The sequence below is a fragment of the Hyphomicrobium sp. genome (assembly GCF_036262015.1).
Classification (GTDB): Bacteria; Pseudomonadota; Alphaproteobacteria; order Rhizobiales; family Hyphomicrobiaceae; genus Hyphomicrobium_C.
Map to the genome: position 1 here is coordinate 72,704 of NZ_DATAJR010000001.1, position 23,825 is coordinate 96,528.

The 23,825-nt window shown below is 62.4% G+C and carries 18 protein-coding genes and 2 tRNA genes; 5 read left to right on the top strand and 15 right to left on the bottom strand.

The genetic code is table 11. The annotated features are described in order from the left end of the window. Positions 1 to 45 precede the first annotated feature (45 nt). The gene (locus tag VHO05_RS00420; protein WP_329644631.1) at positions 46 to 1,563 is read right to left on the bottom strand and encodes an FHA domain-containing protein; all 1,518 of its coding nucleotides are present in this window, start codon (positions 1,561 to 1,563) and stop codon (positions 46 to 48) included. A 203-nt stretch (positions 1,564 to 1,766) separates the two neighbouring features. On the opposite strand from VHO05_RS00420, the gene VHO05_RS00425 reads away from it, so the two are divergent. Beyond that, a complete protein-coding gene (locus VHO05_RS00425) occupies positions 1,767 to 3,227 on the top strand; it encodes a protein kinase domain-containing protein (RefSeq protein ID WP_329644632.1) in 1,461 nt (486 codons plus the stop codon). An 11-nt stretch (positions 3,228 to 3,238) separates the two neighbouring features. Here the strand turns inward: VHO05_RS00425 and VHO05_RS00430 are convergent, their stop codons facing one another. Next, positions 3,239 to 4,912, bottom strand: coding sequence for an NAD+ synthase (locus VHO05_RS00430; protein WP_329644633.1), 1,674 nt, complete (start codon positions 4,910 to 4,912; stop codon positions 3,239 to 3,241). Positions 4,913 to 5,190: 278 nt separating this feature from the next. Here VHO05_RS00430 and VHO05_RS00435 point away from each other — a divergent pair, with 278 nt between their 5' ends. Then, positions 5,191 to 6,135: an AEC family transporter gene (locus VHO05_RS00435; RefSeq protein WP_329644634.1), complete on the top strand. Its 945-nt coding sequence runs from the start codon at positions 5,191 to 5,193 to the stop codon at positions 6,133 to 6,135. A gap of 124 nt (positions 6,136 to 6,259) precedes the next feature. Further along, positions 6,260 to 6,787 carry an inorganic diphosphatase gene (gene ppa, locus VHO05_RS00440; RefSeq protein WP_329644635.1) on the top strand — a complete coding sequence of 176 codons (528 nt, stop codon included), beginning with the start codon at positions 6,260 to 6,262 and terminating at the stop codon, positions 6,785 to 6,787. Between the two features lie 7 nt (positions 6,788 to 6,794). On the opposite strand, the gene VHO05_RS00445 is transcribed toward ppa, so the two are convergent. The 13 genes from VHO05_RS00445 to VHO05_RS00505 all read right to left on the bottom strand — a co-directional run bounded on the left by VHO05_RS00445 (position 6,795) and on the right by VHO05_RS00505 (position 22,333). Further along, positions 6,795 to 7,118, bottom strand: a complete 324-nt coding sequence (locus VHO05_RS00445) for a hypothetical protein (protein ID WP_329644636.1) — start codon at positions 7,116 to 7,118, stop codon at positions 6,795 to 6,797. A gap of 168 nt (positions 7,119 to 7,286) precedes the next feature. Further along, positions 7,287 to 8,678 carry a class II 3-deoxy-7-phosphoheptulonate synthase gene (locus VHO05_RS00450; protein ID WP_329644637.1) on the bottom strand — a complete coding sequence of 464 codons (1,392 nt, stop codon included), beginning with the start codon at positions 8,676 to 8,678 and terminating at the stop codon, positions 7,287 to 7,289. Between the two features lie 236 nt (positions 8,679 to 8,914). After that, a complete protein-coding gene (gene rpoC, locus VHO05_RS00455) occupies positions 8,915 to 13,138 on the bottom strand; it encodes a DNA-directed RNA polymerase subunit beta' (protein WP_329644638.1) in 4,224 nt (1,407 codons plus the stop codon). A 185-nt stretch (positions 13,139 to 13,323) separates the two neighbouring features. Then, complete coding sequence (rpoB, locus tag VHO05_RS00460) at positions 13,324 to 17,478, bottom strand: DNA-directed RNA polymerase subunit beta (protein ID WP_329644639.1); 4,155 nt, start codon at positions 17,476 to 17,478, stop codon at positions 13,324 to 13,326. Positions 17,479 to 17,729: 251 nt separating this feature from the next. Further along, on the bottom strand, positions 17,730 to 18,107 hold the full coding sequence (gene rplL, locus VHO05_RS00465) for a 50S ribosomal protein L7/L12 (RefSeq protein ID WP_329644640.1): 378 nt from the start codon (positions 18,105 to 18,107) through the stop codon (positions 17,730 to 17,732). A gap of 126 nt (positions 18,108 to 18,233) precedes the next feature. Further along, positions 18,234 to 18,755, bottom strand: a complete 522-nt coding sequence (gene rplJ / locus VHO05_RS00470; RefSeq protein ID WP_329644641.1) for a 50S ribosomal protein L10 — start codon at positions 18,753 to 18,755, stop codon at positions 18,234 to 18,236. Positions 18,756 to 19,148: 393 nt separating this feature from the next. Next, entirely contained in the window at positions 19,149 to 19,916 is a 768-nt protein-coding gene (rplA, locus tag VHO05_RS00475) for a 50S ribosomal protein L1 (protein WP_329644642.1), read from the bottom strand. A 4-nt stretch (positions 19,917 to 19,920) separates the two neighbouring features. Further along, positions 19,921 to 20,367: a 50S ribosomal protein L11 gene (rplK, locus tag VHO05_RS00480; RefSeq protein WP_329644643.1), complete on the bottom strand. Its 447-nt coding sequence runs from the start codon at positions 20,365 to 20,367 to the stop codon at positions 19,921 to 19,923. Between the two features lie 249 nt (positions 20,368 to 20,616). Next, complete coding sequence (gene nusG, locus VHO05_RS00485) at positions 20,617 to 21,153, bottom strand: transcription termination/antitermination protein NusG (RefSeq protein WP_329644644.1); 537 nt, start codon at positions 21,151 to 21,153, stop codon at positions 20,617 to 20,619. A 64-nt stretch (positions 21,154 to 21,217) separates the two neighbouring features. Beyond that, entirely contained in the window at positions 21,218 to 21,415 is a 198-nt protein-coding gene (gene secE, locus VHO05_RS00490) for a preprotein translocase subunit SecE (RefSeq protein WP_329644645.1), read from the bottom strand. 112 nt (positions 21,416 to 21,527) lie between these two features. Then, positions 21,528 to 21,603, bottom strand: a tRNA-Trp gene (locus VHO05_RS00495). Positions 21,604 to 21,757: 154 nt separating this feature from the next. Then, a complete protein-coding gene (locus tag VHO05_RS00500; protein WP_329644646.1) occupies positions 21,758 to 22,090 on the bottom strand; it encodes a YbjQ family protein in 333 nt (110 codons plus the stop codon). A 169-nt stretch (positions 22,091 to 22,259) separates the two neighbouring features. Then, positions 22,260 to 22,333 (bottom strand) — tRNA-Gly (locus VHO05_RS00505). A gap of 260 nt (positions 22,334 to 22,593) precedes the next feature. Here VHO05_RS00505 and VHO05_RS00510 point away from each other — a divergent pair. After that, positions 22,594 to 23,226: a CheR family methyltransferase gene (locus VHO05_RS00510; RefSeq protein WP_329644647.1), complete on the top strand. Its 633-nt coding sequence runs from the start codon at positions 22,594 to 22,596 to the stop codon at positions 23,224 to 23,226. A gap of 179 nt (positions 23,227 to 23,405) precedes the next feature. Next, the gene (locus VHO05_RS00515) at positions 23,406 to 23,789 is read left to right on the top strand and encodes a hypothetical protein (protein WP_329644648.1); all 384 of its coding nucleotides are present in this window, start codon (positions 23,406 to 23,408) and stop codon (positions 23,787 to 23,789) included. Positions 23,790 to 23,825 lie beyond the last annotated feature (36 nt).

Sequence of the window (23,825 nt, forward strand, 5' to 3'; positions counted from 1 at the left end):
CCGGCCCCTTCGAGCGATCTCGAAGGGGCGAGACATTTCCTGAATTCAGGTCGAGAACTCCGTCTCGGCGCGGAAGCGCAACCGGACCTCACCGAGCTCCACGGTGTCGCCGTCGTTGAGCTCACGCGATTTGTATTTGGTCTTGTTCACGAGGACGCCGTTCCCGCCACCGAGATCGGTGATCACGAAGCGCCGCGTGTCGGCGTTGTAGTGCAACACCGCGTGACGCCGCGAAATCGAGTCATTCAACAGGCAGATGTCGTTGTCCCGGTGCCGTCCGACGCGCACGTTGGTCGTGCGAAGCGGATGGCGTCCGGTGCCGTCGAGGACTTCGAGCCAGCCATAGATCGCCGGCTCAGCCTGCGCCGAATCGCGCAGCGCCTCGGCTGTTTGCTCCTCCTGCACATCTGCAGCGTTTGAAGTGCCTGAAGCGTCTGCCGCAACGCTCGGCGCAGCGAGACCCCGGGCTAGCAAGCCGCGTCCATAGGTCATGAAGCCGACGATACCGAGCCCCAGCAACGCGCCTAGAGCCACAAGCGGGATCGAATTGTCCTCGACCCAGTTCATGAACCCGCCGGACGGTCCCGGCTTTGGATCCGCGGCGCGTTCAAGGGTCGTCTCAAACGACGGAACGGCCGCGGCGGGAACCGCGACGTCCATTTCCGTTTTGAGGGTTTGGCCGTCGGCCAGCTCGGCTGCAAGCTCAACCGTCTGTGAGCCGGGCTCCCCGGCGAGCGCGACCTCAACGGTGCCGCCATTCTCCAGAACTTCGCTCGCGAAGCGGCTGGTGATGACGTCCTTAGCCAGGTCCTTGGTTCCCTGCTTCACTTCGACCGCATAGCCGCCGGTATCCTCGGCCAGGCGCGAGAGCTTCTGGAACTTGGGACGCTCGGCGCGATCGTCATAGAAGCCGAGTACGTGAATTGTGACGCCCGCGTCGCGCGCCGCCGTCACAACCTGATCGTGCGAATAGCTTGTGTCATTGGACGTGCCGTCACCCAGGATGACGAGGGCCTTGCGGTTACCGCTCTCCTTGCCGAGGGCCTCGATCGCCTGCAGGGCCGATTTATAGAGTTGTATAGTCGCTGGCGCGGATTTGACTGCGATGACCTGGCGCGCGAACTCGTTCTTCGACGCGCCGGAATCGGACACCAGCGTCAGATCATCGGCAAACGTGTAGGCGATGAAGCGGCGCTTGTTGCCGCGATGATCCGCGAACGTGACGACCGCATCCCCCATTTGCGACAGCGTCGTACGCCGAGCATTGGGAAGGAGCTGGATCAAATAGGCGGTGGTCAAGCCTTCGTTGGCGGACTCGAACGGCTGAAACTTGGTTTCCAGCTCAGCCGCGTGCCCCTTGGGCGCGGCCTTGACGCCGCTAAACACGGCAAAGCCATTGGCGCGGACGTCACAGGTAACGGTCGCCCCGCCAGCCGAGGACCGCGGCTCCTGGCACTTTGTGACAAGCTTGACCTGTGCGGCTTCAACGCCGGGCGAGCCAATCGCGGAGAACAACACGCCGATCGCCAGTATCGCTTCGCGCAGCCTCAACGGGCGCAGCATGCTCGCGTCTCCAGGTGTCGTCCCCACGGGTAAGAAAAATCATCTTACGCTGGTGATGTTTGGCGTTCAACAAGCGCACCCGCAGCACTCGTGTCTTGCGCACTGTTCTTATTCATGGAATCCGCCCGATCCCACAGCGCCTCCCTTTTCGCCGCAGGGCGAATGGGGCATTGTAGGGTCATGGGCTAGGAGGGTGCCGCTTCATGGAGGCTCGGAACGAGGCCGTGCTGCCGGTCGGCACGCGGATCGATCAGTACGTCGTCACCGGACTGCTGGGGCGCGGCGGGTTTGGCATTACCTATCTCATCAACGACGAGATGCTGAACAAGGAGTTCGCCCTCAAGGAATTCTTTCCTGAGGATCTCGTCCGACGCGAGGGCGACAGCCTCAAGTTTCTGGCGCGCGCAAACTCGGAAGCCGACTACCGCTGGGCGCTCAAGAAGTTTTTCGACGAGGCGCGCCTGCTTGCGCAGTTCAATCATGCGAACATCGTCGGCGTGCGGCGTGTCTTCGAGCTCAACGATACCGCCTACATGGTGCTCGATCTCGTCAAAGGCATAACGTTCGAGAAGTGGCTACGCGGTCTCGACAGCCCGCCCACTCAAGACGAACTCGATCTCGTGGCCGGACCCTTGCTCGACGCGCTCGAACTTGTGCACGAGAACCGCACCTGGCACCTCGACATCTCGCCCGAGAACATCATGGTGCGCGCGGCGGACGGCGCGCCGATCCTGCTCGACTTCGGCGCCTCGCGGTTCGAGATCAAGCAGCATTCGCAACTCGTCTCGGCGCTCGTCTTCAAAAGCGGCTACTCGGCGCCGGAGCAGTACACGTCCAACGCGGACCGCTACGGCCCCTGGACCGACATCTACGCGTTTGCGGCGACGCTCTATCGCGCCGTGACGGGCGAGCGGCCAATAGAGGCCACGTCGCGGCAGCTCTCCGACGACCTGAAGCCGGCGGTTAAATATTCCGGCCCTTATCGGCGGAGCTTTCTCGAGGCCATCGACGCAGCGCTCAAATTGCCGCCGGGCGAACGTCCGCAGTCGATCCGAGACTGGCGGACGATGCTGCTCGATGGCAGCTCTGTGGTCCCGGTTGAGCCGGCGACAGGCTCCCAGCGCGCGACACTCTCCAGACAAGGGACCGCCTCCCGTCCGCCGCTTGCGTATACGCGTCTCATCACAACGGGTCTCTCCAAACTGGGCGGAGCGTCGCGAATCTCCAAGGCGCTCTACGGCGCCATTGCGGCCGGTGTCGTGGCGCTGCTCGGCGGTGGTGCGCTGCTCGCGAGCGGCGAGAAGAACCCGTTCGCCGAATGCGGTGGACTGTTTTCGAGCGCCGACTGCTGGGGCGCCGTCGTCGACAAAGGCGGCAACATCTTCGCGCGCGTCGAGGAGCCGACCAAGGAAGCGGCGCAGACGGCGGCGCTGAAGAAGTGCGCGGACAAGCTCGGCGGGACCGGGTGCACCGTGATTGCCACCCTCGCCAAGGACGAGTGTTGGGCTCTGGCCGAAACGCCGGGCGATCCTACGCGATGGAAGGCCTCGGCTGGAAAGTCGATGGACCTCGCACAAAAGGATGCCCGGTGGGATTGCGAACGCTCCTTCGGCACGTGCCAGATCACGTTGACGTTCTGCGCCGACGGCACGAAGGGACCGTGAGATCTCTTTTTCTATTCCCGGAAGCGGTTCGTAATAGGGTAGCGGCGATCGCGTCCGAAGTTCCGGCTTGAGATCTTCACACCCGGCGCGGCTTGGCGCCGCTTGTATTCGGCGAGATAGAGCAAGCGCTCGATTTTGCGCACGACGTCCTCGGAGTGCCCGCGCGCAATGACGTCCTGCACAGGCATCTCCTGCTCGACGAGGCAGGCGAGAATGTCGTCCAGCACGTCGTAGGGCGGCAGGCTGTCCTGGTCCGTTTGGTTCTCACGCAGCTCCGCCGTCGGCGGGCGCACGATGATACTCTCAGGAATAACCTCACCTGCGGGACCACGTCCACCGACAGGGACGTTCTCGTTGCGCCAGCGCGCGAGCCGGTAAACCTCAAGCTTGTAGAGATCCTTCACGGGATTGAAGCCGCCGTTCATGTCGCCGTAGAGCGTGGCGTAGCCGACGCTCATCTCGCTCTTGTTGCCGGTGGTCAGCACCATGGCACCGAACTTGTTCGAGATGGCCATGACGATGACGCCACGTGCCCGGCTCTGAATGTTTTCCTCGGTGATGCCGGGCGTCTTGCCCGCGAAGAGGGGCGCGAGTGTTTCCGTGAAGCCTTTGACGGCGGGCTCGATCGGAACCGTATCGAAGCGGATGCCGAGCCTTTCGGCACACGTCGTGGCGTCGGCAATGCTTTGGTTGGAGGTATACCGGTAAGGCATCATGATCGCGTGGACACGGTCGGCGCCCAGCGCATCGACAGCCATGGCGGCTACCAGTGCGCTGTCGATGCCACCGGACAAGCCGAGCACGACGCCCGGGAAGCGGTTCTTGTCGACGTAGTCGCGCAGCCCGAGAACGCAGGCGTGGTAGGCAGTGCTATCGCCTTCCGGAAGGCGATAGATCGGACCCTTCGTGCAGCTCCATCCGTCCGATGTCTTCGTCCATTCGGTGAGCGCGATGTGCTCCTCCCAGGCGGGGAGCTGGCAGGCGAGCTTGTGGTTGGCGTTGAGCACGAACGATGCGCCATCGAAGACCAGCTCGTCCTGACCACCGACCTGGTTGACGTAGGCCAGTGGCAGCCCTGTCTCCGTGACACGCGCGACCGCCACGTTCATGCGCAGATCCGGCTTCTTCCAATCAAACGGCGAGCCGTTGGGAACGATCAGGATCTCGGCGCCGCATTCGGCCAGACACTCGGCGACCTCATCTTTCCAGATGTCCTCGCAAATCGGCACGCCAAGCCGAACACCGCGAAAGGCAATGGGGCTCGGGAGCTCTCCGGCGGAGAACACGCGCTTCTCGTCGAAGACGCCGTAGTTCGGCAGATCCACTTTGTAGCGGACGGCCGTGATCGTTCCTTCATCGAGGAGCGCCACGGCGTTGTAGATAGCGCCCTGATCGGGCCAGACCGTCCCCACTAGTACGGCGGGACCGGGGCCGAGCGTCTTGGCCAGCGCTTCGAGGCGGCTGCGCGCCGCGACGTGGAACGCGGGTCTCAGCACGAGGTCTTCCGGCGGATACCCGGTCAGAAACAATTCCGGAAAGACGATCAGGTCGGCGCCTTCGGCGGCTGCCCGTTCGCGCGCCGCGCGCAGCTTCTGCTCATTGCCGGCCAAGTCGCCCACGATGGGGTTCAACTGTGCCAGGGCAATTTTGAGGGAAGCGGGTGCGGAAAGTGCATTTTGGCTCATGGCGGAAAGATTTAGGGCCGCGGCCGCTTCGGGTCTAGAGCATCTTGCGATCCGATGTAGTCGGATCACACGATGCAATAGGTTTTTGTTTTATCGCATTTTCTCGCGACGAACCCGCCTCCACCTCATCGGAAAATGCTCTAGCGGCATTGAGGCGCGCAGGCCGCATTCGCCCCGCGGATATTGCAACCCGGCGATCCGTTCCCGCCGTAGACCGCGACTGTTCCAGCCTCTATCAGAATGAGTCTGCTTCCGCCCGCCAGTCAGCCAATCTCCTCATGCTCTCGATATTCGCGATCATCGCACCCGTTTTCGCGCTCATGGCCAGCGGATTTGCCGCCCGGCGCTTGCGATTGATCGGCCCGACAGCTGTGTCGGAGCTCAACCGCGTTGTGGTCTATCTCGCGCTGCCGGCCTTGCTGTTCGATATCATGGCGCACGCGAGCTGGAGCGACCTCGCACAGCCGCTGTTCACAGCGGCATTCGGCCTCGCGTGCGGGATCGTGTTCTATGCGACGGTCATTTGCAGCCTCATCGCGGGCCGGCCGCTGGCGTCGGCCAGCATCGATGGGTTGCTCGGATCCTATGCCAACACAGCCTACATCGGCTTTCCGGTTCTGCTCATGCTCTTCGGCAAGGAGAGCCTCGTTCCCGTCACGATCGCGTCCATCCTGACAGTCTGTGTGCTGTTCGCATCTGCCATCGTGCTGGCGGAAATCGGCGAGCATACCGAGCGGCGCCCGCTGCGCCTCGCAGGGAAGGTGATCCTCTCACTCGCGCGCAATCCGCTCGTCATTGCGCCACTGCTCGGCGTGGCGTACGGAGCAACCGGACTCGGCTTGCCCGGTGCGGCCGACACGTTCCTCAAGCTTCTGGGAGGGGCCGCGAGCCCGCTGGCACTCGTCGTAATCGGCCTTTTTCTCGCGGAACCACGGCCTGTCACCGACGCCAATCCACGCGCCGCGCCTCTGCTCGCAGCTGTGAAGCTCTTTGTCCATCCTGCGCTGACCTGGGCACTCGCCGTCGCGCTGGCCGTGCCGCCCCGCCTCGCCGCCATGGCGGTGCTGCTCGCGGCCATGCCAACCGGCACCGGGCCTTTCATGCTGGCCGAGTTTTACCGGCTACCTGCGGTCGTGACCTCGGCGGTTATCCTGATCTCGACCCTCGGCGCTCTGGCTACATTGCCCGCCCTCATGTTGGTTATGGGCGCGGGCAGCCCCTAGGGCGCCGCTAACCAGTCCGTCCAATGAACTTCGACCAATGGACAGGGGGCGGCGACGCCGCAGCCCCTTGTGCCCGCCAGCCCCATAGGGCACAGATTTTTCAAACTCACAGAGATCCCATCCCATGCGCATCGACGCGATTGCCATCGGCACCAACCCGCCGCACGATATCAACGTCATCATCGAGGTGCCGGTTGGTGGCGAACCGATCAAGTACGAGCTGGACAAGGCGTCCGGTACTCTTGTCGTCGACCGGTTCCTCTATACGCCGATGCGCTATCCGGGGAATTACGGATTTGTTCCTCACACACTTTCGAACGATGGCGATCCCATCGACGTGCTCGTCTGCAATACGCGTGCGATTGTACCGGGTGCCGTCATCAACTGCCGTCCGGTCGGCGTGCTGGTTATGGAAGATGAAGGCGGCGGCGACGAAAAGGTGATTGCCGTACCCTCAAGCAAGCTCACCAAACGGTACGACAAAGTGAAGAACTACTCGGACTTGCCTGAAATCACCATTCAGCAGATCGAGCACTTCTTCTCCCACTACAAGGATCTCGAGCCGAACAAGTGGGCCAAGATCCATCACTGGGGCGATGCCGCGGAAGCCCACCGCATGATCGCCGAAGCGATCGAACGCGCGAAGGCGTGAGGCCGGGCTAGCCTCTCACCTTCTCGGCAATAGACGTGTTCGTCGGTGCCGCGGCGGTCTGATCGTACGCCGTCTTGATGTATTGACTTCCCGTCTTTGTGATCTTTGTCGTCCAGCCGGTATCCCACGTAATCACTGCCGAGGGGCTTTCCTCGGTCCACGCTCCCGTCATGCCTTCGCAGGCCCGATCGGCCTCGGCGACGCCAGATGCGAACAGCGTAATTTCGAACGGATTACCTGCCGTATCCTTCACGGCCCACGTTCCGGCAAACTCGCTCCTGGCCAAGTTCTCTTCGCCGGAGCCGACGAGCGACAGAAAGCTGGAGAGCATTGCGCTCCCCTGTTTGCTCAAGCTTCCCATGCGTTAGTCCTCCGCTTTTCTGAGGCCGGCGCGTGGTATGCGCGGCCATGCGGATGAAAAACGCCTGATGAGGGCGACAGTTCCCCGAGGGAATTGGGACACCCTTTCGTATTTCAGGGTGTCCCAAGCTTGCTTTGCTTAACCGAGAGCGACCTGCGATCGCGCGGGGGCGGCCGCCGCTTCACGCTCAAGCTTCATGCGTTCGGCCACCAGGAAGGCCAGTTCCAGCGATTGATCGGCATTGAGACGCGGATCGCACTGGGTGTGGTAGCGATCCATGAGATCCGTTTCGGAAATCGCCGCGGCGCCGCCCGTGCACTCCGTGACGTTCTGCCCCGTCATTTCGACATGGATGCCGCCGGCGTGCGAGCCCTCGGCGCGGTGGACGTCGAAGAACGCCTCGACCTCTTTCAGGATGCGGTCGAAGGGACGCGTCTTGTAGCCGTTGGCAGCGCTGATGGTGTTGCCGTGCATCGGATCGCAGGCCCAAACCACCGTGCGTCCGGCCTTCTTCACGGCGCGGATGAGCTTGGGCAGGTGCTGGCCCACCTTCTCGTGGCCGAAGCGGCAGATCAGGGTCAAGCGGCCCGGTTCATCCTTCGGGTTCAGGATGTCGATCAGGCGCAACAAGCTGTCGGGGTCGAGTGACGGGCCGCACTTAAGGCCGATCGGATTCTTCACGCCGCGGCAGAACTCGACGTGAGCATGGTCGGGCTGGCGCGTGCGATCGCCGATCCAGATCATGTGACCCGAGGTGGCGTACCAGTCTCCGCTCGTGGAATCGAGGCGCGTCAATGCCTGCTCATAGTTGAGCAGCAGGGCTTCATGGCTGGTGTAGAAGCTCGTCGCCCGAAGCTGCGGCGTGTTCTCGCTCGTGATGCCGCAGGCGCGCATGAAGCCCAAGGTCTCGGCGATGCGATCGGCGAGTTCCTGATAGCGGTGACCCTGCGGGCTGTCCTTCACGAAGCCCATGTTCCACTGATGCACGCGCTCGAGGTCGGCGTAGCCGCCGGTCGCGAAGGCGCGGATCAGGTTCAGCGTGGCCGCGGATTGGCGATAGGCCTCGAGCTGACGCTGAGGATCGGGGATGCGAGCTTCCGGCGTGAACTCGGCGCCGTTGATGATATCGCCGCGATAGCTCGGAAGCTCCACGCCATCCTTCTTCTCCGAGGGCGACGAACGGGGCTTGGCGAACTGGCCGGCAATGCGGCCGACCTTCACGACGGGGCTGCCGCCGGCGTACGTCAGCACGACCGCCATCTGCAGGAAGACGCGGAAGAAATCGCGAATGTTGTCGGCGCGGTGCTCGAGGAAGCTCTCGGCGCAATCGCCGCCTTGCAGCATGAAGCCCTCGCCGCGCGCGACCTCGCCCAGCGCTTTCTTCAGCTCGCGTGCCTCGCCGGCAAAGACCAGCGGCGGGAACGTCGACAGGCGCCCCTCGACATCCTTCAGCGCGGCGGCGTCGGGATACTCGGGAACCTGGACGATCGGAAGAGAACGCCAGCTGTCGGGAGACCAAGTTGCGGCCATTGTCGTCTTTACCTTCCTCACCCCGCCCCACGGAAACCTACCGCGCAGCGTATTCAATTCTGGCTGTCAGGCCATCTTGATGGTCCGCCCAAGCCGTGTTCGTTCACGGGCTTATAGGGCAAGTATCCACCGATAGCCAGCCAGCGGCCAGAGCACATTTAAGGCGCGTGGCCGGAAATACGAGAGGCGGCCAGTTGCCCGGCCGCCTCCCCAACTCAACGCCTGTCCGTACGGCGTTATTCCGCAACGCGGCGGCGACGGCGGGCAGGCCCCCCGGCATCTGCTCCTGCCGGCATGAGGGCCTTCTCGGCATCCGAGCGCGCCTTCTCCTTGCTGATCAGCTCGTCGCGCTTGTGAGCGATACGACGGAGGCCGCGGAGCATACCACCGGTGCCGGCCGGAATGAGGCGGCCAACGATGACGTTCTCCTTGAGACCTTCCAGCGTGTCCGACTTGCCGATAACGGCAGCGTCGGTGAGCACGCGGGTCGTCTCCTGGAACGATGCCGCCGAAATGAACGAGCGCGTCTGCAGCGACGCCTTCGTGATGCCGAGCAGAACCGGGGTCGCGGAAGCCGGACGCTTGCCCGCCTTCTCGATCTTAGCGTTCACCTCGTCAAACTCGATCCGATCGACCTGCTCGCCCTTGATGAAGTCGGTCTCGCCGGTGTCGGTGATCTCGACCTTCTGCAGCATCTGACGAACGATGACCTCGATGTGCTTGTCGTTGATGGTCACGCCCTGCAGACGGTAGACGTCCTGGATCTCGTTGATCAGGTAGTTTGCCAATTCCTCGACGCCCTTGATCGCAAGGATGTCGTGGGGTGCAGGGTTGCCGTCGTAGATGTAATCGCCACGCTCCAAATGGTCGCCGGGCTGAACAGCCAGGCTCTTGCCGCGCGGGATCAGATACTCGACGGGCTCCAGCGCCTCGTCATCCGGCCGGATGCTGATGCGCTGCTTGTTCTTGTAGTCCTTGCCGAACTCGACCGTACCCGAGACTTCCGCGATGATCGCGTGGTCCTTGGGACGACGAGCCTCGAACAGCTCGGCAACGCGCGGCAGACCGCCCGTAATGTCGCTCTGCTTGGCGGAGGCCAGCGGAATACGCGCGATCACGTCGCCCGCCTTCACTTCCTGACCGGGCTCGACCGAGAGAATGGCCTCGACGGTCAGGAGGTAACGGGCATCGCCGCCACGGGCGACCTTGATGTGCTTGCCCTTGGCGTCCTTCACGACGATCGCGGGCTTCAGCTCCGCGCCGCGCGGGGTCGCACGCCAGTCGACGATGACGCGGTTGGTCGTGCCCTTGACCTCGTCCGTCTGCTCGCGAACCGACACGCCCTCGAGCAGATCCTCGAACTCGATCTTGCCCGTGGCTTCCGTGATGATGGGCCGCGTGTAGGGGTCCCACTGGGCGAGCTTGGTCCCGCGCTTGACGTCATCGCCTTCGTCGACGTGGAGCCGCGCGCCGTACTGGACCTTGTGCGTCGCAAGCTCCTTGCCCGACTGATCGACGATCACAACCGACATGGTGCGGCCCATCGCGATAAGTCGGCCCTGGCCGTCCTTCACGATGGCGCGGTTCTTGATCTTCACCTTGCCGTTGAAGTTGCTCTCGATGAACGACGAGTCGACGACGTTGGCCGTACCGCCGATGTGGAACGTGCGCATCGTGAGCTGCGTGCCCGGCTCACCGATCGACTGGGCAGCAATAACGCCGACCGCTTCGCCGATGTTGACGGGCGTACCGCGCGCGAGGTCGCGACCATAGCACTTGCCGCACACGCCGGTGATGGTCTCGCAGGTCAGCACCGAGCGGATGCGAACTTCCTGGATCTGAGCCTTTTCGATCGCCTCGGCGTGACGCTCCTCGATGAGGTCGCCCGCCTTGATGATCACAGACTCCGTGCCGTCGGCAGCGGTTGCAACGACGTCTTCGACCGCAGTACGGCCAAGCACACGCGCACCGAGCGAAACGATCACCTGACCCGCGTCGACAACTGCCTGCACCTTGATGCCGCGATCGGTTCCGCAATCAGCTTCCGAGATGATCGCGTCCTGGGCGACGTCGACAAGACGGCGCGTCAGGTAGCCGGAGTTCGCGGTCTTCAACGCCGTGTCGGCAAGACCCTTGCGGGCGCCGTGGGTGGAGTTGAAGTACTCGAGAACCGAGAGGCCTTCCTTGAAGTTGGAGATGATCGGCGTCTCGATGATCTCGCCCGAGGGCTTGGTCATGAGGCCGCGCATGCCGGCGAGCTGCTTCATCTGCGCCGGCGAGCCGCGGGCGCCCGAATGGCTCATCATGTAAACCGAATTGATCGGCTTATCGCGGCCGGCCTTGTCCTTTTCGGTCGCGGAGATGCGATCCATCATCTCCTTAGCGATCTGATCGGTGCACTTCGACCAGGCATCGACCACCTTGTTGTACTTCTCAAGCTGGGTGATGAGGCCATCGTTGTACTGCTGCTCGAACTCACGAACCATTTCGGTCGTATCGTGCACGATCTTGCTCTTGGTGTCGGGGATCAACATGTCGTCCTTGCCGAACGAGATGCCGGCCTTGAAGGCATGGTGGAAGCCGAGCGCCATGATGCGGTCGCAGAAGATCACCGTCTCTTTCTGACCGCAGTTGCGGTAGACGGCATCGATCATGCCGGAGATGGCCTTCTTCGTCAGGAGCTGGTTGACGAGCGAGAACTTCACGCCCGGAGTCTTCGGCAGCACTTCGCCCAGGATCATGCGACCCGGCGTGGTGTCGACGATCTCGGTGACCTGCTCGCCTTCCGCGTTGGTGTAGCGGAAGCGGCCCTTGACCTTGGCGTGGAGCGAAACAGCGCCAGCTTCGAGCGCATGACGCACCTCGCCGACCGAACCGAAGGCCATGCCCTCGCCCGGCTCCTTGTCACGGATGATCGACAGGTAATAGAGGCCGAGGACGATGTCCTGCGACGGCACGATGATGGGCTGGCCGTTCGCCGGATGCAGAATGTTGTTCGTCGACATCATAAGGACGCGTGCCTCGAGCTGAGCCTCGAGAGACAGCGGCACGTGAACGGCCATCTGGTCGCCGTCGAAGTCGGCGTTGAAGGCTGCGCAGACCAGCGGGTGAAGCTGGATCGCCTTACCCTCGATCAATTGCGGCTCGAACGCCTGAATGCCGAGGCGGTGCAGCGTCGGAGCGCGGTTGAGCAGCACGGGGTGCTCGCGGATGACCTCGTCGAGGACGTCCCAAACCTCCGGCTTCTCCTTTTCGACGAGCTTCTTGGCCTGCTTGACAGTAGCAGCCTGGCCGAGCGTCTGAAGGCGCGCATAGATGAACGGCTTGAACAGCTCGAGCGCCATCTTCTTCGGCAGGCCGCACTGGTGCAGCTTGAGCTCGGGACCGACGACGATGACCGAGCGGCCCGAATAGTCGACGCGCTTGCCGAGCAGGTTCTGACGGAAGCGGCCCTGCTTGCCTTTCAGCATGTCGGCGAGCGACTTCAGCGGGCGCTTGTTAGCGCCGGTGATGACGCGGCCGCGGCGGCCGTTGTCGAACAGGGCGTCCACCGACTCCTGCAGCATGCGCTTTTCGTTGCGGATGATGATGTCGGGTGCACGCAGCTCCATGAGCCGCTTCAAGCGGTTGTTGCGGTTGATGACGCGGCGGTAGAGGTCGTTGAGGTCGGACGTCGCAAAGCGGCCGCCGTCGAGCGGAACGAGCGGACGCAGCTCCGGCGGAATGACCGGAACGACGGTGAGGATCATCCACTCGGGTTTGTTGCCGCTCTCGATGAAGCTCTCGATGACCTTGAGCCGCTTGCCGAGCTTCTTGGGCTTGAGGTCGGTCGTGCTCTCGGCGATCTCCTGGCGCAGATCGTCACGGATCTTCGGCAGATCCATGCTGGTCATGAGCTCGCGGATGGCCTCAGCGCCGATACCGGCCGTGAAGCTGTCGGGCCCGTGCTCCTCGATGGCCTGGTTGTACTGGTCCTCGGTCAGAAGCTGCTTCTCCTTGAAGGGGGAGATGCCGGGCTCAGTGACGATGTAGTTTTCGAAGTAGAGGACGCGCTCGAGGTCCTTCAGCGTCATGTCGAGCAGCAGGCCGATGCGCGAGGGTAGCGACTTCAGGAACCAGATGTGAGCGACCGGCGCGGCCAGCTCGATGTGGCCCATGCGCTCGCGGCGCACCTTGGCCAGCGTCACCTCAACGCCGCACTTTTCGCAGATCAGGCCCTTGTACTTCATGCGCTTGTACTTGCCGCACAAGCACTCGTAGTCCTTGATCGGTCCGAAGATACGCGCGCAGAACAGGCCGTCGCGCTCCGGCTTGAAGGTACGGTAGTTGATGGTCTCCGGCTTCTTGATCTCGCCGAAGGACCACGAGTGGATATCGTCCGGCGATGCGATCGAGATCTTGATCTCGTCGAAGGTCGGAGTCGACTGCTGCGTCTTGAAGAGGTTGGTGATCTCGTTCATCGGCTCTCTCCAGGGGGATCAGCGGTGGGTGCGGGCCGCGATCCTCAAAATTCTTTTCAGTGGTTCCTTCTCCCTTTAGGCGGGGAGAAGGCTAGGATGAGGGGCAGAAACTGGGCTCAGCGAATTTGGCTGCCCCTCACCCCGACCTTCTCCCCATCGAAGACGACGGGGAGAAGGGGAGTTCTTTACTCAGCCGCGGCGGGCGGCAGCCGTGGTCGCTCGGGCGCCGCCTCGGGAGCAGCCTCGACGGCCGGCGCATCGGAGTTCAGAAGCTCGACATTGAGGCCGAGCGCCCGCATTTCCTTGACCAGAACGTTGAAGCTTTCCGGCACGCCGGCTTCGAACGCGTCGTCGCCGCGGACGATCGCCTCGTAGACCTTGGTGCGGCCCGCGACGTCGTCCGATTTGACGGTGAGCATTTCCTGCAGCGTGTAGGCCGCGCCATAGGCTTCGAGCGCCCAGACCTCCATTTCGCCGAAGCGCTGACCGCCGAACTGGGCCTTACCACCCAGCGGCTGCTGGGTGACCAGCGAGTACGGACCGATCGAGCGGGCGTGGATCTTGTCGTCGACAAGGTGGTGGAGCTTCAGGATGTACTTGTAGCCCACGGTCACCTTGCGATCGAACTGCTCGCCCGTGCGGCCGTCGTAGAGACGGACCTGGCCCGAACTGTCGAAGCCGGCAGCGTTGAGCATCTGCACGATATCGGCTTCCTTGGCGCCGTCGAACACGGGCGTCGCGATCGGCACGCCCTTGGTCAGCTTCTCGGCCACGGAGGCGAGGTCATCGTCCTTCACGGTCGGCTTGATGACGTCCTTGCCGTAGATCCTCTGCATCTCCTCGCGGAGCTGCTCGGCCTTGCCCGAAGCGTGGAACTCCTGCAGCGCCTCATCGATGATGCGTCCTAGGCCGCGGCAGGCCCAGCCCATATGCGTCTCGAGGATCTGCCCGACGTTCATGCGCGACGGCACGCCAAGCGGGTTCAGCACGACGTCAACGTGGGTGCCGTCCTCAAGGAACGGCATGTCCTCGCACGGCACGATGAGCGAAACGACGCCCTTGTTGCCGTGACGGCCGGCCATCTTGTCGCCCGGCTGGATCTTGCGCTTCACCGCCACGAAGACCTTGACCATCTTCATGACGCCCGGAGGCAGCTCGTCGCCACGCTGCAGCTTGTCGACCTTGTCGACAAAGCGGCGCTCGAGGCTCTTCTTGGCTTCCTCGTACTGCTTGTTGATGGCTTCGAGCTCGGCCTGAGCCTTCTCGTCCTTGAGGCCGATCTCCCACCACTGGCTGCGCGGGATATCGGCAAGGATCGCCTCGTCGAGCTCGGTGCCCTTGCGTGCACCCTTCGGACCCTTGGCGACTTCCTTGCCCATCAGCGAGTCTTTGAGACGCGCATAGACGTTGCGGTCGAGGATCTGCAGCTCGTCGTCGCGGTCCTTGGCGAGGCGTTCGATCTCCTCGCGCTCGATCGCCATGGCGCGCTCGTCCTTGTCGACGCCGTGACGGTTGAAGACGCGAACCTCGACGATCGTGCCCGTGACGCCGGGCGGCAGACGCAGTGAGGTGTCGCGTACGTCGGATGCCTTCTCGCCGAAGATGGCGCGAAGCAGCTTCTCTTCCGGCGTCATCGGGCTCTCACCCTTCGGCGTGATCTTGCCGACGAGGATGTCGCCCGGGTTCACCTCGGCGCCGATGTAGACGATGCCGGCTTCGTCGAGATTCTTCAGCGCTTCTTCCGAGACGTTCGGAATGTCGCGCGTGATTTCCTCCGGCCCGAGCTTGGTGTCGCGAGCCATGACCTCGAATTCCTCGATGTGGATCGAGGTGAACACGTCGTCGTACACGACGCGCTCGGAGAGGAGGATGGAGTCCTCGAAGTTGTAGCCCATCCACGGCATGAACGCGACGAGCACGTTCTTGCCGAGTGCCAGATCGCCAAGGTCCGTCGACGGGCCGTCGGCAACGATTTCGCCAGCCTCAACCCGGTCGCCGACGTTGATCAGCGGGCGCTGGTTGATGCAGGTGTTCTGGTTCGAGCGCTGGAATTTGCGCAGACGGTAGATGTCGACGCCCGGCTTCGACGGATCGGTCTCGTCGGTAGCACGGATAACGATACGCGTTGCGTCCACCTGATCGACGATGCCAGCGCGGCGGGCCGCGATCGCGGCGCCCGAGTCACGCGCGACACGCTCTTCCATGCCGGTGCCGACGAGCGGTGCCTCGGCCTTCACCAACGGCACAGCCTGACGCTGCATGTTCGAGCCCATCAGCGCGCGGTTGGCGTCGTCGTTCTCGAGGAACGGGATGAGCGCGGCCGCAACGGAGACGAGCTGCTTCGGCGACACGTCGATGTAGTCGACGCGGTCCTTCGGCACCAGCATCACGTCGCCCTGATAACGGACGGTGACGAGGTCTTCGGTCAGGCTGTTCTTCGCGTCGATATCGGCGTTGGCCTGAGCAACGTGGTGGCGCATCTCCTCCATGGCGGAGAGATAGACCACGGTGTCGGTGACCTTGCCGTCCTTCACCTTACGGTACGGGCTCTCGATGAAGCCGTACTTGTTCACTCGCGCGAAGGTCGCGAGCGAGTTGATGAGGCCGATGTTCGGACCTTCCGGCGTCTCAATCGGGCAGATACGGCCGTAGTGCGTCGGATGCACGTCGCGGACTTCGAAGCCCGCGCGCTCGCGCGTCAGACCGCCCGGACCAAGTGCCGAGAGACGGCGCTTGTGGGTGATCTCGGAGAGCGGGTTGGTCTGGTCCATGAACTGCGAAAGCTGCGACGAGCCGAAGAACTCGCGCACGGCTGCCGCTGCCGGCTTGGCGTTGATGAGATCCTGCGGCATGACCGTGTCGATCTCGACCGAGCTCATGCGCTCCTTGATAGCACGCTCCATGCGGAGCAGGCCGACGCGGTACTGGTTCTCCATCAGCTCGCCGACCGAGCGAACGCGGCGGTTGCCGAGGTGGTCGATGTCGTCGATCTCGCCGCGGCCGTCGCGCAGGTCCACGAGCGTCTTGATGACCGCGAGGATGTCCTCGCGACGCAGCACGCGCATGGTGTCGGGCGCATCAAGCTCGAGGCGCATGTTCATCTTCACGCGGCCGACGGCCGAGAGATCGTAGCGCTCTGCATCGAAGAACAGGCTGTGGAACAGATTGGTCGCCGCCTCGATGGTCGGCGGCTCGCCCGGGCGCATGACCCGGTAGATGTCCATCAGCGCTTCCTGGCCGTTCGAGTTCTTGTCGATGTTCAGCGTGTTGCGGATGAACGGTCCAATGTTGACGTGGTCGATGTCGAGGAGGTGGAACTCCTTGACCTTCTGATCCTTGAGTTCGGCAAGCAGCTTCGCGTCCAGCTCCGCGCCGGCCTCGGCGTAGATCTGACCGTTGTCGAGATTGACGATGTCCTCGGCGATGTAGCGGCCGGCGAGGTCCTCGGACGAAACGAGGACTTCCTTCAGGCCGTTCTCCGCCAGCTCGCGTGCCTTACGTGCGGTGATCTTCTCACCCGCCTTCGCCACGACGTCGCCGGACTTGGCGTCCATGAGGTCGGCGAGCGGGCTCATGCCGCGCATCTTCTCCGGCATGAACGGCATTTTCCAGCCGCGCTTCGATTCCTTGATCGGGATCTGCTTGTAGAACGTCGACAGGATCTCCTCGTCGTCGAGACCCAGCGCGTAAAGCAGCGTCGTCACCGGCAGCTTGCGGCGACGATCGATGCGCACATAGACGTTGTCCTTGGCGTCGAACTCAAAGTCGAGCCAGGAGCCGCGGTAAGGGATGATGCGGGCGGCAAAGAGTAGCTTGCCCGACGCATGCGTGCGGCCGCGGTCGTGATCGAAGAACACGCCCGGCGAGCGGTGCATCTGGGAGACGATGACGCGTTCGGTGCCGTTGATGACGAAGGTGCCGTTGAGCGTCATGAGCGGCATGTCGCCCATGTAGACGTCCTGCTCCTTGACGTCCTTGATCGACTTGGAGCCCGTCTCCTCGTTCACATCAAACACGATCAGACGCAGCTTCACCTTCAGCGGCGCGGAGTAGGTCATGTCGCGCTGCATGCACTCGTCGACGTCATACTTCGGCGGCTCGAACTCGTAACGGACAAACTCGAGCGTCGCGCGGCCGGAGAAATCGGAGATCGGGAACACGGACTTGAAAACGGCCTGCAGGCCATGGTCGTCAGGACGGCCGCCGAGCGGCTCCTTGACCATCAGAAAGTCGTCGTAGGAGCTCTTCTGAACCTCGATAAGGTTCGGCATCTCCGCGACTTCGCGGATGTGACCGAACTGCTTACGAATACGCTTGCGGCCGTTGAACGTCTCAGCCATGTCCGCTCCTCATTTCGCCGGGGCCGTGCCCAGGGCTTGCACGACCACTCGTCCATCTTGTCTAGCGCCGAGGTCGCCATCCCCTGCGCTTCGTTGGTGAACCTCTAAAACGGCTCACCGGAACGTCTCTTTGCGGGCTTTTGGCCCCCTCGAGACGCTCCGGACAACCGTTTTTGGCAGTCGTGAGTAGGCAGCGGGCAATTGAAGCGCGTCGGCGTCCCGACTGCTCAACTGCCCACTGCCCAACTGCCTTACTTCAGCTCGACAACCGCACCCTGGTCCTCAAGCTGCTTCTTGAGCTTGGCGGCCTCGTCCTTCGAGACGCCTTCCTTGACGGTCTTGCCGCCGGCCTCGACGAGGTCCTTGGCTTCCTTGAGGCCGAGGCCCGTGATGGCGCGGACTTCCTTAATAACGTTGATCTTCTTGTCGCCGCCCGACTTCAGGATGACGGTGAACTCGGTCTGCTCTTCAGCAGCGGCAGCTGCGCCACCAGCAGCCGGCGCAGCCGCAACGGCCACAGCAGCAGCAGCCGACACGCCCCACTTCTCTTCGAGAAGCTTGGCGAGCTCAGCTGCCTCAAGAACGGTCAGTTTCGACAGGTCCTCAACGATCTTTGCGAGATCCGACATTGTATATAGTCCTTCCGGTTTAGCCTTTGAGAGGGGCGCTTTGTCCCAGTTTCATTTTTCGTCTGGGGCGCCGGTTTCTTCAGTGTTGCCCAACGGTTAATCCCGCGGCTTGGCCGCGAGAAACGGTCATGCAGCTTCGCCACCCTGCGATGCCTTGGCCTGAATGACGCGTGCGAGCTTGGCGCCGGGCTCCTTGACCGTGCGGGCGATCTTCGTCGCCGGCGCGTTCAAGAGACCGATCAGCTTTGCACGCAGTTCATCAAGCGAAGGCAGGTCGGCGAGTGCTTTGACGCCGTTCGCGTCAAGGACGGAGGCACCCATCGCGCCGCCGAGGATCACGAGCTTCTCGTTCTCCTTGGCGTACTTGACGGCGACCCGTGCCGCGGCAACCGGATCCTTCGAGTAGGCCAACACAGTCGGCCCCGTGAAGAGATCAGAAATGCCTTCGGCGTTCGTGTCCTTGAGCGCGAGCTTCACCAGCTTGTTCTTGGCCACTTTGACAGAGCCGCCCGCTTCTTTGACGCGCTTGCGGAACTCTGCCGATTGAGCGGCCACCATGCCGGTGTTGTGGGCGACGACGACCACGCCTGTGTCCTTCAACACATCGTGGAGGGACGTCACGAGCGCCTTTTTTGCGGCTCTATCCACCTGCTCACTCCTGGTTGCGATCGAACCCCTCGCGGGGTGCATCGCGGTTGCACCTTGCCGCAGCTCAGCCCCCGAAGGGTTTTGCTGCGACGTTCGTCCTGTCCCGACCGCGCGCATGGAGAGCGGCACGGTGCTGACCCAGAAGGCTCAAACCGGAGTTCGGCGCGAGAAGCGCAGAATTCCGGGTGGTCTCCCGTCTCATGCGGGCCCTCGTCAGAGGATTATGCGTCACCGGCGAACCGGATCGGCGCCCATCAATCTTGGACAGGTCTCCGGTTTCGAGGCCCGAGAGCCCTTCGACCGGAGATCCCGCACCGAAGGCTGAGCCCCCGGTGCGGAATTTCTTAGCGCTTCGGACCGTCAATGATCCGAAGCGCCAGTTTGTTTTGCGGCTTACGCCGCGGGCGTCGCCGAAACGACGGTTCCGGTTTCGATCTTGAGGCCCGGCCCCATGGTCGAACTCACCGACACCTTCTTGATGTACGTGCCCTTGGAGCCCGCAGGCTTGGCCTTGGAGACGGCATCGACAAACGCCTTGATGTTCTCGACCAGGGCCTGCTCCGTGAAGCTTGCCTTGCCGACGCCAGCATGAACGATGCCGGCCTTCTCGACGCGGAACTCGACCGAGCCGCCCTTGGCGCCCTTGACGGCGTTGACGACGTCCATCGTCACCGTGCCGACGCGCGGGTTCGGCATCAGGCCGCGCGGGCCGAGCACCTTGCCCAAACGACCGACGAGACCCATCATGTCCGGGGTCGCAATGCAGCGATCGAAGTTGATCGTGCCCTTGGAGACGATGTCGACCAAGTCCTCAGCACCGACGACGTCGGCACCAGCGGCTTTGGCTTCTTCCGCCTTGGCGCCACGTGCGAAGACGGCAACGCGCGCCGTGCGGCCTGAGCCGTTCGGCAGATTGCAGACGCCGCGCACCATCTGATCGGCGTGCTTCGGATCGACGCCGAGGTTCATTGCAACCTCGATCGTTTCGTCGAACTTCGCCTTGGCGCGAGCCTTGACAAGGCGGACAGCCTCTTCAACGGCATAAGCCTTGTTGCGGTCGATGCCCTTCTGAACCTCGGCATTGCGCTTACCGCCGGCGAGACGGGTTGCGGCGATGGTCTCCTCGGAGACAGAGGCTTTCTTCGTTGCTTCCTTTGCCATGCGACTACTCCACCACCTTGAGGCCCATCGAACGGGCGGAGCCAGCCATCGTCTTGGTAGCCTGATCCAAATCGTCCGTGTTCATGTCCTTGAGCTTCACCTTCGCGATATCGCGGAGCTGAGCCATGGTGATCGAACCGGCCACATCGCGGCCAGGGTTCTTGGAGCCCGAGCCCGGCTTGCCGGTCGGCTTCATGCCTGCAGCCTTCTTGATGAGGTAGGTCGCGGGCGGCGTGCGCATCTCGAACGTGAAAGAGCGGTCAGAGTAGACCGTGATCTTCACCGGGATGGGGACGCCCTGCTCCATCTCCTTCGTCTTGGCGTTGAAGGATTTGCAGAATTCCATAATGTTGACGCCGCGCTGGCCAAGCGCGGGGCCGATCGGCGGAGACGGGTTAGCCGCTCCTGCCGGGACCTGAAGATTGATGTAGCCGTCTATCTTCTTTGCCATCGTATCCCCTAAGTTCTCGAGGAAGCTCAAGGCTTCCCAGGGTTAGCGGTCCGCGGATCCGAAAAAAACCTCTCGAACCCTCCCGCACGCTGGGCAGGCTGACCGGGTGTCCGGCCTACTTGCCCACTACCGGCGCTCATCGCACCGGAAGCTCCTTCATCACCTTCGAGCCTCTTTGAGGAGGCTCGCGTATTCCTGCTCGAGCTTCTTGTCGGAAAACCGGTACCCACTTTTCCGGAAGCTCTCGATTTAGGCTGGTACTTTTTCCACCTGCCCGAATTCCAGCTCGACTGGCGTCTTACGACCGAAGATCGAGACACCGACCTTGAGACGGGACCGCTCCCCGTCCACTTCCTCCACTTCGCCTTGGAAGGAGGCAAAGGGACCGTCGACCACTTTCACCTGCTCGCCCACCTCGTAGATGATCGAGGGCTTCGGACGTTCCACACCCTCCTTCACCTGGTTGAGGATGCGGGCCGCCTCATCGTCCGAGATCGGGATCGGCTTATTATCCGCTCCCAGGAACCCCGTTACCTTCGGCGTGTTCTTGATGAGGACGAACGCGGCGTCCGTCATCTCCATCTTCACCAGGACGTATCCCGGCAAGAACTTGCGCTCGGCCTGCACCTTACGACCGCGCTTGACCTCAACAATCTCCTCGGTCGGGACTACGACTTCCTCGAAAAGCTGATCGAGGTTCGCAGACCGCGCGCGCTCTTTGATGGCATCCGCCACCTTGCGCTCGAAGTTTGTATAGGCGTGAACGATGTACCAGCGCTTGGCCATTCTCTATTCGTCTCTATGTCTGCCTTCGCCCTGAAGGCGCTCGCGTTCCGGCCCGTTTGCCCGATTAGCCGCGCAGCCCAAGCACCATATTGACCAGATGCCCAAGCACCTGATCCGTAACGAGGAAAAACACCGAAGCCAAGGTCACCATCACCAGGACCATCAGTGTGGTAATCCACACTTCCTTCCAGGTCGGCCAGGTGACTTTGGAGACCTCCTGCCTTACCTCTTGGACAAATTCAAACGGATTGAACTTCGACATCAAAACCGCTTCCCGAGCGCCATGGGACAAATTGACGCTCCCCATATCTAAAGGGAACGTCAATTGAGCGGATCAGGCGCCCTCTTCACTGATCCACTTCCAAAAAACCTGCTGGCAGGGGAGGAGGGTCTCGAACCCCCAGCCTTCGGTTTTGGAGACCGACGCTCTGCCAATTGAGCTACTCCCCTATCGCACGGCACGCGCCTCGTCGACGCGAAAGGCGCGCATGCCTTATGCGGGGGCGGCATCCTTACCCGAACTTTTTACGTTTGTCACTTGCCTGTGGCGACTTTCTCGCCTCAAGAGCAACTTTCTTTTGCCGAGGGGCCATTTTCTGCCTCCTCAGCCCGCCGCGCCGACTTTTTCCACAACTACGGCAGTCCCATAGGCCAAGACCTCCGTCACGGCCGAAGCGATCTCGTTGGCATCGTACCGCATGCCAAGAATTGCGTTTGCCCCCGCCGCTTCGGCATGAAGCACCAAAAGATCGAACGCCTCCTGCCGCGTTTCCTCGGCGAGCTTCGTGTACACGGAGATGTTGCCGCCAAAGAGGATCTGGATCGACGCACCAAGATTGCCGACCACACTGCGAGAGCGGACCGTCAGACCACGAACAACACCCAGGTGCCGCACCACCCGATAGCCCTCAAGCTCGTTCGTCGTCGTCACGATCATGGCGCACGCCCTTGATTGCGGCCGGTTGGGATTGCATCCAGAGAATGCACGATCCGATCGCTGCCGTACAGCGCGCGCAAGGATTGCGTTGGGATGGAGGTGAGTGCCTGCGTTTGCGCGCCGGAGCGGGAGTGCCCGCGATGGGCGCTACGCTTGCTTAGTTTGAATTTGGAGCGGGTGATGGGAATCGAACCCACGTATTCAGCTTGGAAGGCTGCTGCTCTACCATTGAGCTACACCCGCGTTCCTTTGGAATGCTGGGGTTTCTAGCCTATTTGCACCATCCGTCAAACAGACAAAAGAGAACAAACCGACAAAACGGACACGGCGGTCCCGGAATTGTCCCGGAATGCTCGCGCCCCGTTCGATAACGCTTGCGCCCGCACGGCATCAAGCGTCCGGATGTGTCCACTCAATTCCTGCGCTTTACCCCGATGTAAACATCCGCGCGCTGACTTGCCGGGTAGCATCCGCGCGCATCAGCTTCGTGGTTGGGGTGAACCATGCTCAGGCCCATTTCCCCTCAGTCCATCGGCACAACGGACTTCTTTCGCAACAGGGCGTTTCTCAGCACGCTCGTCGATTTACTTCTCCCTATCGAGAACCCACGCGTCATCTTCCACGCCTGCTCATGCGGAGCTGAGCCGCTCTCCTTCGCGGTGCTCTGGCGCGAACGCCGCGGCGGCCGGATAACGATCCACGCGACGGACATCGAACCGCTGTTTCTTTCCATGGCGAAGACGATCACTCACGAGAGCGTGACCGAGAGCGATCGAGCGCTGGTCACATTTCTGACGCCCAGCAACATGGTGACGTTCCGCGCCGACGAGCCCTACGACGCCGTCATCTGCATGAATGCGCTCTGTTACCTTTCCGAAGACGAACAGCGCTTGGCCATTCGGGCCTTATGCAAATCCACCAAACAGTATCTCTGCATCACGGCCGCATCTCCTTCGCTGCTTCGGCAAGAATTGCAACGGACCGGATTTCGGCCGTTGTGGAAGAGCTGGGTGCAGATCTACTACGGTTGGCGCGAGCGCTTGAGCCTACGGCATCGGAAGTGCTGGAAGCTTCCGGTCATTCCCATGCTGATGCCTGCGTGGCGCTATTCGGGAACTTCGATATTCGCACGCTAGGTAAAGGACGCCGCGTGCGATCCCATCCTCAAATTCGCATTCTACGATGCGCACGCGTCCGTGAAGAACTGCGTCTTCTCGCAGAGTGCGGCGCATTTTCCGGGAACTCCTTCGCGCGCCTGCTCATTACCTCCACAAGTCACCACGCGAGGTGACACAAATCATATGGAGGAAAACAAATGGCATTTCCTAAGAAGCTGTTCCTCACCGGCATCGCCGTGGTGGTGCTCGCGTCGCCGACGCTTGCAGCCGACCGCATGACCGACAGCCTGAAGCAACAGTACCTCACTGGCGAAGAGATGAAGCAGCGCGGGGCTGCGGGCGATCAGGGCGCAATCGGCGCCACAAAGCCGAACTCCGGTCCGGGCGTCCAGGGGCCGGCCGGCACGCGCACAGGGCCAGCGGCTCGGGAGGCAGAGGACTCCGCAAGCTCCGGTACGTCTTCAGGCGAGTCCGGCACTGGCGCGAACACAACGCAGCCCAGCCAGGATTCGAGCGGCGTGCAGGGTTTCCCCGATACGAGGACCGGTCCGTCGACCCATCGCCCAAGCGATACTGAGTAGCTGACGGCGTATACATGGGCGCTGGCTGCGGCCGGC

Excerpts from the sequence above, each read along its gene's own strand:
- VHO05_RS00435 (WP_329644634.1), top strand. The coding sequence starts at position 5,191 with ATGCTCTCGATATTCGCGATCATCGCACCCGTTTTCGCGCTCATGGCC.
- VHO05_RS00510 (WP_329644647.1), top strand. The coding sequence starts at position 22,594 with ATGCTCAGGCCCATTTCCCCTCAGTCCATCGGCACAACGGACTTCTTT.
- nusG (WP_329644644.1), bottom strand. The coding sequence starts at position 21,153 with ATGGCCAAGCGCTGGTACATCGTTCACGCCTATACAAACTTCGAGCGC.
- VHO05_RS00500 (WP_329644646.1), bottom strand. The coding sequence starts at position 22,090 with ATGATCGTGACGACGACGAACGAGCTTGAGGGCTATCGGGTGGTGCGG.
- VHO05_RS00420 (WP_329644631.1), bottom strand. The coding sequence starts at position 1,563 with ATGCTGCGCCCGTTGAGGCTGCGCGAAGCGATACTGGCGATCGGCGTG.
- VHO05_RS00450 (WP_329644637.1), bottom strand. The coding sequence starts at position 8,678 with ATGGCCGCAACTTGGTCTCCCGACAGCTGGCGTTCTCTTCCGATCGTC.
- VHO05_RS00425 (WP_329644632.1), top strand. The coding sequence starts at position 1,767 with ATGGAGGCTCGGAACGAGGCCGTGCTGCCGGTCGGCACGCGGATCGAT.
- ppa (WP_329644635.1), top strand. The coding sequence starts at position 6,260 with ATGCGCATCGACGCGATTGCCATCGGCACCAACCCGCCGCACGATATC.
- rpoB (WP_329644639.1), bottom strand. The coding sequence starts at position 17,478 with ATGGCTGAGACGTTCAACGGCCGCAAGCGTATTCGTAAGCAGTTCGGT.
- rplL (WP_329644640.1), bottom strand. The coding sequence starts at position 18,107 with ATGTCGGATCTCGCAAAGATCGTTGAGGACCTGTCGAAACTGACCGTT.
- rpoC (WP_329644638.1), bottom strand. The coding sequence starts at position 13,138 with ATGAACGAGATCACCAACCTCTTCAAGACGCAGCAGTCGACTCCGACC.
- VHO05_RS00445 (WP_329644636.1), bottom strand. The coding sequence starts at position 7,118 with ATGCTCTCCAGCTTTCTGTCGCTCGTCGGCTCCGGCGAAGAGAACTTG.
- VHO05_RS00515 (WP_329644648.1), top strand. The coding sequence starts at position 23,406 with ATGGCATTTCCTAAGAAGCTGTTCCTCACCGGCATCGCCGTGGTGGTG.
- rplA (WP_329644642.1), bottom strand. The coding sequence starts at position 19,916 with ATGGCAAAGGAAGCAACGAAGAAAGCCTCTGTCTCCGAGGAGACCATC.
- secE (WP_329644645.1), bottom strand. The coding sequence starts at position 21,415 with ATGTCGAAGTTCAATCCGTTTGAATTTGTCCAAGAGGTAAGGCAGGAG.
- VHO05_RS00430 (WP_329644633.1), bottom strand. The coding sequence starts at position 4,912 with ATGAGCCAAAATGCACTTTCCGCACCCGCTTCCCTCAAAATTGCCCTG.
- rplK (WP_329644643.1), bottom strand. The coding sequence starts at position 20,367 with ATGGCAAAGAAGATAGACGGCTACATCAATCTTCAGGTCCCGGCAGGA.